This is a genomic window from Aureispira sp. CCB-E (genome assembly GCF_031326345.1).
Classification (GTDB): Bacteria; Bacteroidota; Bacteroidia; order Chitinophagales; family Saprospiraceae; genus Aureispira.
This window is the reverse complement of record NZ_CP133671.1, coordinates 7,023,275-7,041,606: the sequence shown is the minus strand read 5'-3', so window position 1 is coordinate 7,041,606 and position 18,332 is coordinate 7,023,275. Positions and strand designations below refer to the sequence as shown.

General features: G+C 35.0%; 16 protein-coding genes. 9 read left to right on the top strand and 7 right to left on the bottom strand.

Annotation, left to right across the window (positions count from 1 at the left end):
• Positions 1-16: 16 nt before the first annotated feature.
• Positions 17-169 (bottom strand): hypothetical protein, encoded by a 153-nt coding sequence (locus tag QP953_RS27230; protein ID WP_309553511.1) that lies wholly within the window; start codon positions 167-169, stop codon positions 17-19.
• Positions 170-572: 403 nt separating this feature from the next.
• Here QP953_RS27230 and QP953_RS27225 point away from each other — a divergent pair, with 403 nt between their 5' ends.
• The 3 genes from QP953_RS27225 (at position 573) to QP953_RS27215 (ending at position 3,224) form a co-directional block, all read left to right on the top strand.
• Positions 573-1,409: a hypothetical protein gene (locus tag QP953_RS27225; protein ID WP_309553510.1), complete on the top strand. Its 837-nt coding sequence runs from the start codon at positions 573-575 to the stop codon at positions 1,407-1,409.
• Complete coding sequence (locus QP953_RS27220; RefSeq protein WP_052599075.1) at positions 1,406-2,239, top strand: hypothetical protein; 834 nt, start codon at positions 1,406-1,408, stop codon at positions 2,237-2,239. Before QP953_RS27225 ends, QP953_RS27220 begins: the two co-directional genes overlap by 4 nt.
• A 139-nt stretch (positions 2,240-2,378) precedes the next feature.
• On the top strand, positions 2,379-3,224 hold the full coding sequence (locus QP953_RS27215) for a hypothetical protein (RefSeq protein ID WP_309553509.1): 846 nt from the start codon (positions 2,379-2,381) through the stop codon (positions 3,222-3,224).
• A gap of 1 nt (position 3,225) precedes the next feature.
• Here QP953_RS27215 and QP953_RS27210 read toward each other — a convergent pair whose 3' ends face one another.
• The 5 genes from QP953_RS27210 to QP953_RS27190 form a co-directional block, all read right to left on the bottom strand.
• Positions 3,226-4,620, bottom strand: a complete 1,395-nt coding sequence (locus tag QP953_RS27210; RefSeq protein ID WP_052599077.1) for a M20/M25/M40 family metallo-hydrolase — start codon at positions 4,618-4,620, stop codon at positions 3,226-3,228.
• A gap of 162 nt (positions 4,621-4,782) precedes the next feature.
• Positions 4,783-5,610: a DUF6089 family protein gene (locus tag QP953_RS27205; RefSeq protein ID WP_063833184.1), complete on the bottom strand. Its 828-nt coding sequence runs from the start codon at positions 5,608-5,610 to the stop codon at positions 4,783-4,785.
• 253 nt (positions 5,611-5,863) lie between these two features.
• On the bottom strand, positions 5,864-6,286 hold the full coding sequence (locus QP953_RS27200) for a hypothetical protein (RefSeq protein WP_309553508.1): 423 nt from the start codon (positions 6,284-6,286) through the stop codon (positions 5,864-5,866).
• 544 nt (positions 6,287-6,830) lie between these two features.
• Positions 6,831-7,715 (bottom strand): NAD kinase, encoded by an 885-nt coding sequence (locus QP953_RS27195; RefSeq protein ID WP_052599080.1) that lies wholly within the window; start codon positions 7,713-7,715, stop codon positions 6,831-6,833.
• Between the two features lie 24 nt (positions 7,716-7,739).
• Positions 7,740-9,146: a BamA/TamA family outer membrane protein gene (locus QP953_RS27190; RefSeq protein ID WP_309553507.1), complete on the bottom strand. Its 1,407-nt coding sequence runs from the start codon at positions 9,144-9,146 to the stop codon at positions 7,740-7,742.
• Between the two features lie 486 nt (positions 9,147-9,632).
• Here QP953_RS27190 and atpD point away from each other — a divergent pair, with 486 nt between their 5' ends.
• The 4 genes from atpD (at position 9,633) to QP953_RS27170 (ending at position 13,349) form a co-directional block, all read left to right on the top strand.
• A complete protein-coding gene (gene atpD, locus QP953_RS27185; RefSeq protein ID WP_309553506.1) occupies positions 9,633-11,153 on the top strand; it encodes a F0F1 ATP synthase subunit beta in 1,521 nt (506 codons plus the stop codon).
• Between the two features lie 92 nt (positions 11,154-11,245).
• On the top strand, positions 11,246-11,494 hold the full coding sequence (gene atpC, locus QP953_RS27180) for an ATP synthase F1 subunit epsilon (protein ID WP_052599083.1): 249 nt from the start codon (positions 11,246-11,248) through the stop codon (positions 11,492-11,494).
• A gap of 583 nt (positions 11,495-12,077) precedes the next feature.
• Positions 12,078-12,458, top strand: coding sequence for an energy transducer TonB (locus QP953_RS27175; RefSeq protein WP_052599084.1), 381 nt, complete (start codon positions 12,078-12,080; stop codon positions 12,456-12,458).
• A 129-nt stretch (positions 12,459-12,587) separates the two neighbouring features.
• Positions 12,588-13,349, top strand: coding sequence for an energy transducer TonB (locus QP953_RS27170; RefSeq protein ID WP_052599085.1), 762 nt, complete (start codon positions 12,588-12,590; stop codon positions 13,347-13,349).
• Here QP953_RS27170 and QP953_RS27165 read toward each other — a convergent pair.
• Positions 13,342-14,427, bottom strand: a complete 1,086-nt coding sequence (locus QP953_RS27165; RefSeq protein WP_309553505.1) for a hypothetical protein — start codon at positions 14,425-14,427, stop codon at positions 13,342-13,344. The genes QP953_RS27170 and QP953_RS27165 overlap by 8 nt on opposite strands.
• A gap of 359 nt (positions 14,428-14,786) precedes the next feature.
• Between QP953_RS27165 and QP953_RS27160 the strand changes: the two genes are divergently transcribed.
• Positions 14,787-16,034, top strand: coding sequence for a Glu/Leu/Phe/Val dehydrogenase dimerization domain-containing protein (locus tag QP953_RS27160; protein ID WP_052599087.1), 1,248 nt, complete (start codon positions 14,787-14,789; stop codon positions 16,032-16,034).
• A 426-nt stretch (positions 16,035-16,460) separates the two neighbouring features.
• Positions 16,461-18,299 (top strand): OmpA family protein, encoded by a 1,839-nt coding sequence (locus QP953_RS27155; protein WP_052599088.1) that lies wholly within the window; start codon positions 16,461-16,463, stop codon positions 18,297-18,299.
• Positions 18,300-18,332: the final 33 nt, after the last annotated feature.

Sequence of the window (18,332 nt, the reverse complement as noted above, 5' to 3'; positions counted from 1 at the left end):
GTACTTTTTTTCAAAATTAATCAATGGTATAAAGAAGAACGGAGGATTCTTCGGAAGGATTTTGAGCTATTACCTTATCAGAATAATGTGGGCGTATTCTCAAAAAGGAACCCTTTAAATCCATGATTTCAATAGGTTGCAATTTATTTCTAGGGATATGGTTAAGCATTACTCCGTTGAAAAATCGTATTAGTTTGCTTATCAGCAAGATGCACTTCTGTTGACCTCTGTACTAAAAGACTGACAATCAAATTAATGCAAGATGCTTTTTTACGTTTTTACTTCGTGAGTCTACGGGTTCGTAGAAAAACTAAAAAATCAACGGAGTATTAGTTAAGCAATATAAACTAAAATTAAATAGTAAATTATCATTGTTGTGTAAATCTTTATTCTTTGTTAAGTATAAAAAAGGTTTTAAAGTACTGTCGTTTGAGTTTTTGACCTCCCCTAAAAAAACTTAAAAAAAATGTTTATTAGGATTTAGGGCAAAGATATTTCGAAACGATTAAAAGTTTGCTATCTTGGAAAGTTGCTATTCGTATATCCAACTAGATAAAAATCAAGGCGTAAAAATGGAAGATTCTTTTATATTTTTTTTGATTATGTTTTTGCTCTTGGGATGTATTCCGATGATTCAGGTATATTACAAAAATCAATATGAGAAAAGTAGGAGTAAATTTTCAGATGCAGAGATTTTTAAATTAATGTCTAGAGCCAATCATTTTCTCACAGCCAAACAATTATCAATGGTTTCTGCCTTGAGCAAAAAAGAAGCTGCGAATCGATTAGCTTATTTATCGATGAAAGGGATCGTGAAAAAATTTCAAGATGGTAGTGGCATGCGAACGGTTTATCAACTAAAAGAAGCGTTACCAGAGGACGATATTTTACCGATTAGCATAGAAGGTTTGACGGAGACAGAAATTGTTGATGCGGTAATGAGTTATTCAAAAGATTATCAAATTACAATTGCAGAATTGGTCATCATTTTTGGAATAGAAATCGAATTGGCAAAACAAACACTAGAACGATTGAAAAAAAGCGGTTTGGTGAAACGATTGTGGAAAGGAACTTCGTTAATATATGTTGTAAAAGATCCTTTGATAAAGGGAACGCCTAAATTTGAATCATCTTCGCCACCAATTAAGATCAAGCTTCCTAAAGAAAGCAAACAAGAGCGAGAGATTGTAAAATTAAAAATTCCCGATGCGGATATACTTCGTTTAGCTATTGAACACAAGGGACGTTTGACCGTAACATTAGTTTGCCTAAAATTAAACATATCAATAGAAGAAGCGCAAATAAAACTAGATGACTTATACGAGCAAGGGGCGTTTATTATAGATGTCAACCAACAAGATGCGTTGGTAGAATATTATTTGAGAGATAAAAATTTGTTGGAACAATGAAGGTAGCACTGATTATTATAGGTATTATTTTATATTTTCTGTTCATTGCAGCCATTGTATATTGGTCAAAAAATAGATTAAAAAAACAACATGCTGCGAGCCAACATAAACTTTCAGACGCAGATTTGTTTAAAATGATGACCCAGGCAAATCATTTTTTAACTGTAGAGCAGTTGGTTGCTTCTTCTTCTTTGGATCTTAAAGAGGCGAAAGTTCGTTTTATGCATCTTGCCTATCAAGGGGTATTACGCAGTTATTACGATTCTAGCGGAACAGGCAAGGCGATATACCAACTCAAAGAAGAGGTACCATTGATTTCGTCTGTTCGAACGAACATAGATACGTTGTCAGACAAAGAAATTGTGGAAATGATTTTGTTGCATGTTAACGATTATCAAGTTACAGTAGCAGAATTAGTAGTTATTTTTGGTATTGATATCTATGAGGCGAAAGCTTTGATTCAGCGTTTGAAAAAAAATGGAGCCATTAGTGTTCTTAGAAAAGGATTCAATCACATTTATGTAATCAATCAAACGATTCACCTTAAAGAACCTCGACTTAGAGACAAAACTCAACAGCGTCAATTACAAAAAATAAAGTTACCACAACAAGAACGTATTAAAATCCCAGATGCTGATGTGATACAATTAGCCATCAACCATAAAGGGAAATTAACTCCTACATTACTTTGCTTGAAAAAGAAAATCTCTATAGATGAAGCCAAGCAAAAGTTAGAAGAATTATACGAGCAGGGAGCTTTTATAATGGATGTGGATGAGGATAATTATGTGATGGAATATCACTTGAGAGATCGGTCTTTGTTGGAATAATAAGGAGTAGCTAAGAACGGATTTTTGATGAGATCTATTTACAAAAAAATAACTATTAATGAACGAATTAGGAAGTTGTTCTGTTGGTTGTTATTGGTGTAGCTGCTCTATGGAATGTCAATGATATAATAAACTAGAAATGAAAGTACTTGCTTTAGTTGTATTGATTGGGATTATAATTTTTATGGTTGCATTAATTTATTATGCAGTGAAAGCTCATTATCAAAAAGTATATAATGATACCAAACACAAAGCAACCGATGCTGATATTTTTAAAATTATGGCTCAGTCAAATAATTTTATTACAGAAAAGCAATTGGCAACAGCAACCGATTTGACAGAAAAAGAAGCGACGAGTCGTCTAGCTTATTTAGCAATGTCAGGAGCTTTGAGGCGTTATTATGATGCAAATGGAAGTATGAAAGGTGTTTATCAATTGATAGAACGTGTTCCCTTGTTTGATTCATTGCCTGCTGAATTATTTGGTCTATCTGAAGATGAAATTATTTCCGTTATTTTATCTCATGTAAACGACTATCAAATTACTATTGCAGAATTGGTGGTTATTTTTGGAATCAATGTATTGGATGCCAAAGCCTTACTTCGTCGTTTGACAAAGGCTAAAAAAGTTAATGTTTTGTACAATCAAAGTTTTCAACAGATTTATGTAATCAATCAATCCTTGCACACAGCTGCACCAGTGTTACGAAAACTACCTGCAAAAAAAGATAAGCTATCATTAGAACTATCCGAACAACAGAAAATAAAAATTCCAGATGCAGCAATGTTGAAATTAGCCATTGAGCACGATGGGAGGTTGACTCCTACACTTGTTTGTGTCAAATTGCAAGTATCCATGGATGAAGCCAAACTAAAATTGGAAAACTTACACGAACAAGGCGTTTTTGAAGTGGCAATAGACGAACAAAACGCCATGATAGAATATCAAATTAGAGATCGAAGCTTGTTGGATAAAGCCGATTAAGTTAAATTCGATTTTTAATTAGTTGGTAATAAAATTGCATCATTTGTTGGTAGTTTTTAGCACTAATTTTAGCATCAATTTTTTGTTGCTGTTTCTCCCATGTTGCGGCAGTATAAACAACAGGATGGAAATAATAAATATCTGCATCAATATTAGCTTGCCAATTAATTTTGGAGGGCGGATGTACTAGTATAGGTGCTGTAATTATATTAGGAAAAATTTCTTTGCAAGTATTGCTAATAAATTGATAGGTGCGATTGTCAACAGGTGCTAATGTTTGGTTGGTGTATTGAATTTGAGGCTGTTTTAGTAATCTTATTTGTGGATGTTGTAAATGCGTTTTCAACCACTGTTCCAAATTAGCTAGGACTTGAGGAGCTACAAAAGCTAACTCTGTAATTTGTTTGTTGGTACTATCTGCTGTGTTTTGCTCTACGTAGATATTGTGTCCAAAGCACGTTTTGGTTAAAGTATTTTTTTGTAACCATTTTTGCTGAATGTTGCTCAACAACCATTGGTTAGAAAAAACCAAACGCTGGCTAAAGTTTAGTTCTGGGCTAATATAGTTGGTAAATTGTTGTACAGCTTTGTTTTCTATATCAACAAAAGGAAGTACTGTTTGTAATTGCTGAATATGTTGTTGCAAAACTTCTTGAGGAACATTTTGAGATTCTAAAAATACCTTGGATACAGATGGTGTGCCAATCCCAATTAGAGCCGTAGGCATTGAGGTACTCCAAAGCATATTTTGGCAAATTAGACCGCCCGTTTTTAGAATAAATTCAGGTTGAATTTTCGCTTGTTTTAGAGCTTGTATCAGGGCTAGTTCTCCTTGCTCTGAGTTATGAGGAAAAGCAAAATAAATGGTTCGATTAGGAAGGATATCTTGACTAACCAAGTCATTAAAAACTTCTAGCATAGCCATTAAAGCTGCCTTGCCGCCTTGTGTGCCTTGCCCATGAATAAATCCTCGATCAATTTTGCCCATAAACGGATTGTAACTCCATTGAGGAATCGTCTCTAAATCAGGTTCCTCTACATATTGTTCTGCGACCAGTACTATTGGAGCTAATTCAGGCGTTCTGCCAATCCATTTTGCTACCAAACTAAGTTCTTCAAAATTTTGCCACTCTACATTAGGGTTGCTAAAAAGTGTTGGGTAAAAGGTTTGAAGTGCGGTATGAAACTGATTAAAATGTTTGACACTATTACTATCTGAGGTTGTTGGGATGCGCAAAACACTAGCCAAATGTTGGCTTGCCTTTGGATATTCAGGAAGTCCTTTAGCTGTTTGAATTTTGTTCTGCTTAGAGGAATTGGTAAAAGTGTTGAATAAGAGAATTAAACTTATAATACTTAATGTAAAAATTAAGAGAACGAATAACAGTTTTCGCATTGGTTTGGTCTATATTTGGTGTTTCTGTTTTGTTTTGCTACACAATGTACGGAGTCTAAGGACATAAAAAAAACCTTTTAACTGACCAATTGTCAAAAGGTTTTTCTTTTTGAGTAGTATGTAAGTAAAAATGGAGTTTTTAATGTTCCAATATCTTGAAATTTACCAAGAAGGGCAGTGGTATTGGTGCATGGTGTATAAAATGCCTATGGTAAACATTGTATAACCGTCGTTGGTTTTGGAGTCCCCTCGTTGACGTCCTGGTCTACCCAAATTTTGCCCAACTTCTCCCGAACGATCTGCCAAACCAATCGCAGCACTAGCCAAAGATCCTCTATGAGATGCAATCAAACGACTATCGGCATACTCTCCTGCAACATCATCCAAATAATCAAAAAATAAAATTCGGGTAGCTCCTTCAATAACAATTCCCCATTCAGAATTAATGTCTATTTTGATACCAGCCCCTAAAATTAAAGAAGGTTGAATTAGAGAATATTCTTCGCCCACCGATTGCCCTTCTGTACCTAAAGGTTGTAGCTCATACAAACTTCCTTTGTATTCTGCCTTAGGATTGTGGTGAAAAACACCGAAACCTGCGACCAAGTAGGGAGAAAATTGATTGTGATTTCTACCTTTTTGTGAGTGGTGGTGAAAAGGCAAAAAGTTGAATTCTAGTCCTACAGAACCTTCAAAAATAGTAGACTGAAAACTCAAGTTTCTAGCTTTGTTGTATTCGTTCAAAGAATTTTTGTCTGAAGCGCTAATCGTTCCAAAACTAGCTCCTATGCGCAAAGAAACTCTAGGGTCTACATTTCTGCGTACAAAAAAGCTTCCCGCTGCACCTGGTGTTTGCATAGAGAAATCGGGGGCCAAATCACCATGATAAAAAGTTACACCTCCCATTCCGCTCACTTCCCAATATTGAGCATTCGTTGTGTTAATCGTTGCCAAAAAAGCAATACAACTGAGTAATAATATATGTCTCACTGAATGTTGTTTTAAGCCATTAAAATGTTAACAAATTTTTGATTGAACAAAAATCCGTCCTAAATCGTTAGTTTGCCAAAGAGTCAGCACACTATGTAAATGAATAAAATGTGTAGAAGATTATTACTATAATGGAAGTGTTTAGGAATGAAGAAGAGGGTTGCATTGTTAAAAACGAGGTGAAATTCATTTTTGTTGTTGATTGAACTAATTTTTTCTTTTAATAAAAAACTTTAACAACCAATCTATTTTGTTAATTAATACCAAATACGATTAGTAAAAGACCGTAAGATACGGTAAAAGAAAAAAGAAACTGAATACACAATACAAAAAAATGTAAAAATCTCAAAATAGAATACAAACAGCCTTTCTTTTTTTCTTTATTGAAATACTCAAGTACCCATTTCAACCAATGAATATCCGTATAAACGATTTCAAAAGAAGTAAAAAATATGATTAGAGAGAATAAACGTAATACCCAAATAGCCAAAGGAATGCTACACAAGAAACTTAATAAAATGATGACAGAATGAGGCAGATACAGTTGTGGATTATTAACATCAAATGCTTGTTCACCATATACCCAACCCTTGTAATAGACTATGGTCAAAAAGCAAAACCCAAGAACAATAGCAATTAAATTTTCTGCAAGGATCCAACGATCTACCCAATGCATCTGTTGGTCAGAAAATAATTTATGTACTGCTTTTCGAAAGCTTTTCTTGGGTTCATTTTCATCTAAAAATAGGGTGTTGAGAATCCACAAGCCAATCCAATAAACGATGGTGCTAATCAGTAGCGCAGGGATTAAGTAGGCTATGTTTATAGTTGAATACTAGAGTGTTGAATGAAGAATTAAAGGTAGAATTTCAAAACTTAACTTCGATTGAAATCAAAGGTTAGAAAATGACTATTGTTGATAACTTCTCAATATTGCTTCGTAGAAACCACATAGTAGCAGCGCAGCTAACTAAAAGCAAAGCGCTCACGCAGTAAATCGTATCAATTTACTTATTTCGTGAACTTCGATGCATGAGTATTGCATAGTTGATTATGAATAGGCGGCAGTTTTATGTTTAAGTTCTTGAAAAGATTTATAGTCAGGTTAAGACAACGCTTTTTTAGTCTTTTACAAAAAAAACGACCACGCAGTAGCAGCGTAGCTAAGTATTACTAAAACGAAACACAAAAATTTGTAGATAAATTCCCCTCCCAAAAAACTAATAATTTCGAGAGTCGATTCCCCACTTTAGTTTTTCTCGAATCATGTATAGGAAATTGCGATCCGTAAATCGAACTAGATTGACTTGAAAATCTGCTTTACGTACTGCCAATTGAAAATGAGTATCAATGGTTTCGTAACGCGAATCTAAGGTGCATAAGAAGTTTTTTGCCCGCCCTTCTACTTCAAAAGAAATAACTGCATTATCAGACAAAACAATAGGACGAACATTGAGGTTGTGAGGTGCAACAGGAGTGATGATAAAATTGCCAGACTTTGGAAATATAATAGGCCCACCACAGCTTAATGAGTAACCTGTCGAACCTGTTGGCGTAGCAACAATAATTCCATCCGCCCAGTAAGAGTTTAAAAACTCCCCATTAACGTAGGTATGGATGATAACCATCGAAGAGGTGTCTCGTTTGAGAATGGTAAAATCATTTAGAGCAAAGTTTTTGTCTCCAAAAATAGAAGGGCTTGACTCCAAATATAAGATAGAACGCTGATCTAAGGTAAAACTATCGCTATACAAAGCATCTAGGGCTTGCTCAATTCGATTTTTTTCAATCATAGCTAAAAAACCCAATCGACCTAAATTGATTCCCATAATAGGAACACCCGTATCTCGAACAATGGTTACCAGATCTAAGATAGTTCCATCTCCCCCCAAGCTAATCATGAAGTCAATATTTTGAGCTTTAAAATCTTCATGTTCCTTGAACAGTTCTAATTTTTGCTGAATTCTGATTCTATCGTCAAAGCTTTGATAATATTCTTCGAATATAAACAACTCCGCATCTCTTTGTGCTAGAATATCAAATAGAATTTGCACAAAAGAAATATGGTCTTTTTTTAAGAATCGACTGTAGATGGCTATCTTCAAAATAGAATAGAGGATTGGGGTGTTTTAAAAATTAAAGCGGTAGCGTAAATATAAGCCTTTTTCACCATTTTTGTTAAAAGTGTATTCAAATTGCACAATTATATTATAAGAATAGAAAATTAAATCTACTCCAAGCCCTGTTCCAATCAAATCTGTGTTGCTCAACTGATTGCCTTGTGCATAAAAACGATCCCACACATAACCAAAATCTATATGATAACGAAGGTGTATTTTCAAAGGCAGAGCTTGTAAATAACTTACTGGAAATTTTTTAAACAATGGAATTTGTACATCTAAAATTTTAAAATTAATATCAGATTGAAATAGTAGGTAGTCTTGACCATTGATGACATAGTATTGATAACCCCGTACAAAATCTTCGTTAAAACCTAATGCTTTGTTGTTGTAATAAGGCATTTCAGAACGAATGAAACTATAACGAGCTTTTAAATTGGTGGCAATACTCAAGAATTTCCATATTTGTACATAATAGCCTAAGCGGGCAGTTAATTGTAATTGATTGATGTCTTTAAAAATACCAAGACCTTGTTTTTTTAATTGAGCTTGAAAATACAAGCCATTAAGCGGGTAAGCTTGAATATCTCGCTTATCTAGGGTATAGGTATATTTTAAGCTAAAAGAACGTTGCGTTTTTCGATGATTTAGAAAAAAATCGGGATTGTAGGTAACAATGGAATCACTAATGTTAAGTTGTAAAAATGTTAGTTCCAGTCGTTGCACTTCAAATAACGTTCTTCTGTAGTACCCCCTAATACTTCCTCTGATGCGTTGGAATTGCCGTTCAGTAGCATCAAAGTCATTGTAAAATGCCAATTGATTGTTGATGGTATTGTAAGCCCATTCTTTATTGTCGGAGTACAAAGCGTTGATATTGAATCCAAATTTTCGCTTTTTGCCCATAGGAGGAAGGGTGTAATCCAATTCAAATTTTCGAGTATAGCCAAATTGCACAATTACTTTTAACAAATCGTTGTAACCTGTCAAATTACGCCAAATCAACCACAGCCCAATGTTGGCTCGTTTGAGATCTCGGTTGTGTCTAGTCCACCAAACATTAAAATTTCGATCTGCTAGCTCGAATTGAGGCAAAGGAAAAATATACCAAGACTCTTTGAGTATAATTAAAATATGAACTGCTTGTCCTTCCCATTTAGCGATTTTGACCTCTACATAATTAAATAAGAGCGTGTTAATTAAAAAACGCTTGTTTTGCTCCAATTTTGGCATTAAACTCTCTAAAAGAATCGAATCTCCTTCAGCGATATTCAATTCGTTCTGAATAAGTGTTGTTTTGGTTTTTTGGTGCCCGACAATATCAATTGATTGGATACAAACCTTTTGAATTTGGGCATTAGAAGCATAAATAGAAACCAGCAAAAGTAGCTCAATAAGCAATAAACGTTGTGTCATTTAACTAGGTAGATCAAGTATTTTTGTATTAACAGAATGGTATCAAAAGGGTGTTTGTTTTGGATTAAAATAAAAAAATACTTATATCGGTATGATAATCATGTATTTTTTTTGCAGTTTGTTTGGGGGGAACTTGTTGATTATTAGTGTTTGTGAGGTTTTTGGTCGCTCTGTTCAAAAATAGAAGACAAGAGAATGTTTTATTGGAGTCTTAAAATGCCTTGTTGTGCAAGGCGATAAAGGTAAGAATATTCGAGTCAAAAGCTAGATTTTGTTTGTTAAGATTTGTAATAAAAGGATTCTAAAAAAAATATTTTTTGACTAAGGATTAAGGAATTATGGTGGTTTGCTCCTTTTTTTTTTAATAATTTTCAAAATATTAGGACTTTATTTTTGAAACTCTTTTGAAAAACAATATAAAGCTCTATCTTTGCCGCAAATTAGAAATAGATTATTTATCGAACACAATTATAAAGTCCACAACTTATGTCACAAAATATTGGACGTATCAAACAAATTATTGGTCCTGTTGTAGATGTTAGCTTTTCTGCTGAAGGTGCCAAATTGCCAGAAATTCTGAATGCCCTTACTGTAACTAGAGAAAATGGTGAAGTATTGGTATTGGAATGCCAAAAACATTTAGGTGAAGACAGTGTTCGTACTATCGCAATGGACAGTACGGAAGGTCTAAAAAGAGGACTAGCTTGTGTAGACACAGGTGCTCCTATTATGATGCCTACAACAGACGAAGTAAAAGGTCGTCTATTAAACGTAGTAGGTGAAACAATTGATGGTATTCAAACGATCAGTGCAAAATCTGCGAGAAGCTCTATTCATCGCAAACCACCTAAATTTGAAGAACTATCAACAAGTTCTGAGATCTTGTTTACAGGTATCAAAGTAGTAGACTTGATTGCTCCTTACCTAAAAGGGGGGAAGATTGGTTTATTTGGAGGTGCTGGTGTAGGTAAAACAGTATTAATCCAAGAGTTGATTAACAATATCGCAAAAGGATATTCTGGATTGTCTGTATTTGCTGGTGTAGGAGAGCGTACTCGTGAAGGAAATGATTTGTTGCGTGAGATGATTGAGTCTAATATCGTAACTTATGGAGAAAAATTCTTGCACTCTATGGAAGCAGGAGGCTGGGATTTGTCCAAAGTAGATATGAAAGAATTGGAAAACTCTAAAGCTACCTTTGTATTTGGTCAGATGAATGAGCCTCCAGGAGCCCGTGCTCGTGTAGCGCTATCTGGATTGACGATTGCAGAGTATTTCCGTGATGGAGACCCAAGCGAAGCTAAAGGACGTGATATTTTGTTCTTTATTGATAATATTTTCCGTTTTACACAAGCTGGTGCTGAGGTATCTGCATTGTTGGGACGTATGCCATCGGCAGTAGGTTATCAACCAACTTTGGCAACAGAAATGGGTATGATGCAAGAGCGTATTACTTCTACTAAACGTGGATCTATTACATCTGTACAAGCAGTTTATGTACCTGCGGATGACTTGACAGACCCTGCTCCTGCAACAACTTTTGCTCACTTGGATGCTACAACGGTACTTAGCCGTAAATTGGCTTCTTTGGGTATTTACCCTGCGGTAGATCCATTGGATTCTACGTCTAAGATCTTGACCAAAGCAATTGTTGGTGAGAAACACTACGAATGTGCTCAACGCGTTATCTTTACCCTGCAACGTTATAAAGAATTGCAAGATATTATCGCAATTTTGGGTATGGAAGAGCTTTCGGAAGAAGATAAATTGATCGTACACCGTGCTCGTCGTGTACAACGTTTCTTATCTCAGCCATTCCACGTAGCAGAGCAATTTACAGGGTTAGCAGGTGTATTGGTAGATATCGAAGATACTATCAAAGGTTTCAATATGATTATGGATGGTGAAGTTGACCAATATCCAGAAGCTGCATTCAACTTAGTTGGTAACATTGAAGATGCTATCAAGAAAGGAGAAGAAATGTTGGCTGAAGTTGTTGAAGCTTAATAAACACTTGAATTAAAGTAAAGCATTAGAACTAAGAATTGTTGGGTCGATAACGGTGCTCAGTTCTTAGTTCTTCTATAATAAAAAAGAATATGGAATTAATCATATTAACACCTGGAAAAACAGTATTTAGTGGCGCTGTAAAAGCAATTAATACTCCGGGCACAAGCGGAAAGCTAGAGATTCTAGAAAATCACGCACCTATTGTTGCTTCTCTAAAGGAAGGTAAAATCACGGTAACTACTGACACCAATGAAGTGTTAGAGTATACTACTAGTGGTGGTTTCTTGGAGGTGTTGTCTAATAATGTTTCTATTCTTTTGGAAACAGTAGAACAGTAACATCTAAATATCGTACAGCTACTTATTAGTAGGTGTTCCTAAGTCTTCTATACTCCAAGAGTATAGAAGACTTTTTATTTTGTCTATTTGTAGGTAGAATCTGTTTTAATGGCATTCGTTGTCAGTCAATATAAAATTGTGTTAATTTATTTTTTTTGTTAATTTGTACTTTAAAAGTAAGTTATTGCTCCTTCTTAAGTTTGAATGGTCGAAATTCTGTAGAATATATGTTTTATTTCTTTTAGATCATTACTTTGTAGGAAGCACGAAGTAGCAGTGCTATTTAGGTAAGAAGATTATAAGGATTCAGAAAAAGCGCCCTATTGTCGATTCAAGGGATTAAAAATCGAGTAGAAAAAAAGTTAAAACCAAGAATTTTTTAGGGACTTGTATACTATTGAACTAAACTTTTAGGTTAAATAAGATAGAAAGATTAGAAGTATTCAAAAAAATAAATTAAATTTGTTTTAGCCAAAAACCATTTATGGTATGATTTTTTTATAAGGATGGATACAATTCTATTGATATTATAAAAAATAGGTACCTTTAAAACAAGGACTTCCTTTGCTTAAAAAACATTCTCATGAAAAAAATATTTTCCTCTATAATTGTTTGCGCTTTTGTTTTATTTGCTCAATGTGCTCATGCGCAGGAAGACGAACCTAGATTTCCTGGTTGTGATGACCCCACAGATGTAGATTGTGCAGATATGAAAATGATGCAGTTTGTTTTTAGTAATTTAAAACACCCTGACGGAAACCCTGGAGGTGAAGTAGTTGCTTCATTTATGGTAAAAAGCTCAGGTGAATTAACAGACGTGGCGATTGTTGAAAGTTTGACAGACGCTTGTGATCAAGAAGTAATTCGAATCATAAATTTAATGCCAAGCTGGTTGCCTGCCAAAGTTGATGGAGCGGCAACAGATATGGAATGGGAATTGGTTGTTAAATTTACAGCAAAATAATATAGTTTACAGGGTTACCTGTTGACAGAATTAAAAATTAAGAGAGAAAATTTACATGTAGTAAGTTTTCTCTTTTTTAATAGATACCAAATTGAGACTTTTTTTCAAATTGGATAAGAATAGAAAAATATGAACAACTATATACTCACTTGTTTTTTACTCTTTTTGGGGCTGTCTATGGTTGCTCAACCTCAGGATTCTTCTATCTTGACAGCTGTTGATATACCACCTTTGTTTGATGGTTGTGACGATCCCTTGATTAGTGAAGAACAAAGACAAGCTTGTTCTGTGCCAAAAATTCAAGCTTTTATTAACGAAAATATAGTTTACCCTGATAGTGCTCGTGCTCGTAATATAGAAGGTGTTGTTGTTGTTCGTTTTTCTGTGACGAAAGAAGGCAAGATAACAGATTTGGAGTTGGTTCGAAATATAGGAGCTGGATGTGGGCAAGAAGCGATGCGAGTTATTCGAATGATGCCTGATTTTAGACCAGCTCTTAGAAATGGAGAGCCAGTTGCTACTAAGATGACCTTGCCAATTCGATTTAAAAGAGCAGATGAGGCTGTTTCTAGCAATAAAAATTTGTATCAAATTCATTGGGGAACAATCTACCAAGATAAAGTAACCAAAGAGGCTTTAAAGGCGCTTTTAAAACGTTATTTTTTAGTAAGAGATTATTATGGAAACACCTATGATGTCCGCTTCTTAACCTTGAAAATTGATGCTAAAGGGAAAGAAATCGTGTTAGAAACAAGGGGCAACACCCTAAACAGGGAAATGCTTCGCGCTTTGAAAAAAATGCGAGCCGGTCAGGTAGTAGCTATTCATGCAATGATTCAAAAAGAGTATCAAGACATAGAAGTTGTTCGAACTTTGGAAATCGTTAAGTAAGGCGGTTAATAGCATTTAAAATTCGATCAGGCAAATCACCCTCACAAGCAATTTGATAATCTCTATACGAACAAGCTAGCAGTTGATGTTTGCTGTACAACGCTCGAGGAATTTCAAACCACCAACGATCACTTTTGAGGCTCTTATAAAATGAAATAGGAGTACCCAATGTTTTGTTATCTACCACATATGCTCGTAACTCTTTTTTGTCAATAGGGAATTCTTGATTTCTGGCAAAGAAACCTTCTACAACAAACCAAATTAACTGAGCAATCATATTGGCTGTTTGTCCTTGATCTGTCGCTTGATGATCAAAACTATGTAGGCATAAGGAGGAAACTTGGTCACTCATGGCGATGTAGTGCATGATTTTGCAAGCTTCTGCTGCTAGTAAGCCATTGGGGTTTTTATAGACTTGAGCAGGGGCATCCGCAGCTCGAATACTTGCGATGCTAAACGCCGCTAAATCTATATTTCTTACCATTGGTTCTATTTCTTCTAATCGAGGTTGTATTTTTCCAAGTCGATGGACTTCAAAATATTTATCTTCTAATACTGAAATAGCTTTTGGGTCAACTAAATAGGATTGACTACCAATGCAGTTTAAGTGAAACAGTAGTTGAGGATGGTACTGTATTAATTGATTAATGAGCAAAGATGTTGAACTTAACGAATAGGGAATTTTACTATCAAACAAGGCTAAGTTGAGTCCTTCTGCTTGTTGTTCGTAGGCTTTGAGTTGAGGGAGAATAGCTTGATTACTCGCACTAATAATAATAGGAAAGACATTGTGTTGCAACAGCAAATCAACTAACTCAATTAAAGGGACTGTATTTTGATGAACAACCCCTAGATCAAGCACTGTATTGGGTTTAAAATTGGCACTTAACTGATAAAGCCCTTTTCTGATCTCTTGATAATAATCCGAATTTCCCCAACTGAAGATGGCAATATCTATTGATTTTAAATCAATACGCTCTCCTTGGTATTGTACGATAGATTGCCCGTATTGAAATGGCTCAAACGTCGTTGGCTCTAAGAAAGTAGACGAATTATTTTGGACAAGATTCTGAATCATTATTGAAATATTATAAATTATTATTCCTTGTACAAGGAAGTTTTTGTTAAAAAACAACAAAGAGCGACTCTTTGGTGTATTGCTTGGATACAATTTTTTTAGGAATCGTATTGGGCTGATAATCAGGAGGATGGGTTTTGAATTGGTGTAATTTATAAAAGGCTGATAATCAGATAAGTAGTACTTTTTGAACAATTAAATACAAGATGCTTTTTTTATTTTTTTTAGCCAGAAAAATAAAAAATTAGTGGACTATTATTGTAATAATACAAGATAATATCAATTAGCAAAAAGATTTTGAGTATAAAGGTAGTTTTTAATCCAATTATCCTATATTTGCACGCAAAAAATAAGATAAAATGGAACTACTACAAAAATACAAAGAACAAGAACCTGAAATTGTTTTTGAATGGACTGATCAAGAGACTGGTGCAAAAGGCTGGGTGGTTATTAATTCTCTAAGAGGAGGTGCTGCTGGTGGCGGTACTCGAATGAGAAAAGGTTTGAATAGGGAAGAGGTAATTTCTCTGGCAAAAGTGATGGAAGTGAAGTTTTCTGTTTGTGGTCCTAATATTGGCGGTGCAAAATCTGGTATCAATTTTGATCCTAATGATCCCCGCAAGGATGGGGTCTTAAAACGTTGGTACAAGGCAGTCATTCCGCTATTAAAAAATTATTACGGAACAGGTGGAGACTTGAACGTAGATGAACTGAAAGATGTTATTCCGATCACTCAAGATTTGGGCTTATGGCATCCTCAACAAGGAATTGTGCATGGTCATTTTAAATCTAACGAAGGAGAACGAATTGAAATTCTAGGCCAATTGCGTCAAGGAGTTAGTAAAATTGTGGAAGATCCTAGGTTTACTCCCTCTGTAAGTGCGAAATTAGCAGTTGCTGATTTGATTACAGGATATGGTGTTGCTGAATCCGTTGTTCATTATTACGACTTGTATCACAACACCAATCTGACTGGTAAAAAAATAATTATTCAAGGTTGGGGAAATGTTGCAGCAGCAGCAGCTTACTATTTGGCAGAAGATGGGGCTAAAATTGTAGGGATTATTGATATTGCGGGTGGAATTATACGTCCTGAAGGGCTTTCTTTTGAAGAAGTTACCTATCTGTACTTAAACAAAAAAGGAAATAAATTAGTAGCACCTGATCTATTGTCGTTTGAGGAAGCTAATGAAAAAATATGGGATTTGGAAGCAGATGTTTTCATTCCTGGTGCCGCGTCAAAATTAGTAACAAGAGAACAAATGGATGCCTTAATTGTTAATGGTTTACAAGTTGTTTCTTGTGGTGCTAATGTTCCTTTTGTTGACGACCAAGTATTTTTTGGTCCTACGGCTAAAAATACTGATGAGCGTATTAGTGTTATTCCTGATTTTATTGCAAATTGTGGTATGGCAAGAGTATTTGCTTATTTGATGCAATCACATGCTTTGTTGACAGACGAAAGCATTTTCTCAGATGTTTCTCAGGTAATTAGACAGGCATTAGAGAATACTCGTGCTGTAAATTCTAACAACGTTTTGATTTCAACAACGGCATTAACTATAGCCTTGGAAAAACTTTTAGGCGAAGAATCTGTTATACAGTAGATGAAAAGTATGAGAGCTGATAAGATAACACACTTTTTAGTTTTTTAGTCGGATCAATTATCAGGCGTATAAGCTGATGATGTATCTAAAGAAAAAGTTTTTAAATTAGACGTGTTTTATTTTTTTATACATAATTGCTCGATTTCTTGAAAAAGAAAGAGCTATTCGTTATGTTTGATTAGCAAGTCTTTGATTGAGAATGTTTTGCGTGTATGTTTAAGAACCTTGTAAAGCCTTGAAACATTTTTACACTTTTTTCATTAAACCAATATAATTAATGACTTATAACTAGTTAGTACACAGATTTATTGTTTTAGAAGAAAAAAAAATGTAAATTTGTCGCTTCTTGACTTAAGATTCATATACAAAATATTCGATTTAAAAGAGGTCTAAGTCCAGTTCAATCCAAAAAGAGAAAAAATAATTATGAAAAAAATTAACCAATTAGGGGGTATTTTTGCAGGGGCGTTATTGCTACTATCCATGAATACTTCTCAAGCACAAGTTTCTGTTCGTCCGACAGATGACAATTTTATTACCAAGAAAGATCAAGCACAGCATGCTGAATGGAAAGAGGGGAAAAGCCAATTTCCAGGTCGCCCAAGAGATTGGTGGCAACTCGGTATTGGTGGAGGTAGTTTCTTAGTAAGTGGTGATGTTAAACCATCATTTGGCTGGGGAGCTTCTGTTCATGTAAGAAAATCAATTGGCTACGTATTCTCACTAAAAGCAGAATACATGTTTGGTCAAGCTAATGGTTTTAATTACGCACCTTCTTACTACAAAGCATTTCCTAATGTAGCTCCATTTACGATTACATCGTCTGATGGAAATGTAGTAACTCCTGGTGATTATACAACAAGCGATGCTTTTTATGCCAACTATAGAATTGAGCAACATCACGCTCTTTCTTTGCAAATGGTATTTAACTTGAACAACATCAAGTTTCACAAAAAAAGCAACAAATGGAGTTTGAATTTAATTCTTGGTTTGGGAGCTAACTTGTACCATACTAAAATTGATGCATTGGATGCTAGTGGTCAAACATATGCTGCTCAAATGACAGCTTTGGCTAACAAATCTGGTGGAGGAGCTTCTGGACAACAATACGACATTACAAAAGTTGCTGACCGTGACGCTGTATTGCAAGAGTTGAAAGGTTTCCTAGATGGAAAATATGAGACATTGGCACAACAAAATGCAAACAACTTGATTACAATTGGTGAAGATGAAAATCGTATGGTTTTAAACCCATTCATCAATGTAGGTTTGTCTTTTGAATACTTAATTACGCCTCGTATTTCTATCGGATTGGAGCACCAATCATTCTTGTCTGACGATGACTTCTTTGATGGAAAAAGCCGTAAAGAAAATGGAGCTCGTACTGCGAGTATTGATATCCCTCATTATACAAGCATTCGCTTAGGATTTAATATTGGGAAAAAAGACAAAGCTATTCAACCACTATGGTTTGTAAATCCTTTGATTTACCCTATGCAAGATGTTGCTGACTTGAAAGAAAAGTTAGACGACGATTGGTTCCGTGATACAGATAATGACGGTGTGCCAGATGCTTTGGATGAAGAGAAAGATACACCACCTGATACAGAAGTAGATAGCAAAGGTCGTTCTTTGGATTCTGATGGTGATGGTGTTGTAAATAGCCAAGATAAAGAGCCTTATTCTCCACCTGGATATCCTACAGACAAAGATGGTGTTGCTCAGGTGCCAAAACCAATTACAGAAGAAGATGTTAAAATTATTCCTGGAGATCCAGAAACTGGTAAACATCCAACATTGGTTATTGGTGATGAAGTATACGATCCACTAGGAGCTTCTGGCGGAACGGGTACTTTGAAAGATTGGTACTTGCCAATGGTTCACTTTGACTTGGATAAATACTACTTGCGTCCAGAAGCATATGAGCAATTACAACATGTTGCTAGTGTAATGAAAGGTTACCCTAAATTAAAAGTTGTTGTTCATGGTCACACAGATGTACGTTCAACTAAAGAGTACAACGATATGTTGTCTTACAACCGTACAATGACTTGTATTGATCACTTAGTGAATAAATATGGCATTGATCGTAGTCGTTTCATCATCAAGTACAATGGTGAGTCTAATAACTTGATTGAAAATGCAAACAAAGAAAAAGAACACTTTATGAATCGTCGTGTAGAATTCTACATTGCGGAAGATAATGCACAAGAGCAAAGCAAACCTGCTGGCGATGGTGGTGCTAACAGAAAGTGGAAATACTAAAATAGTGCCTTGTATGTTCAATACTTTTTAGAG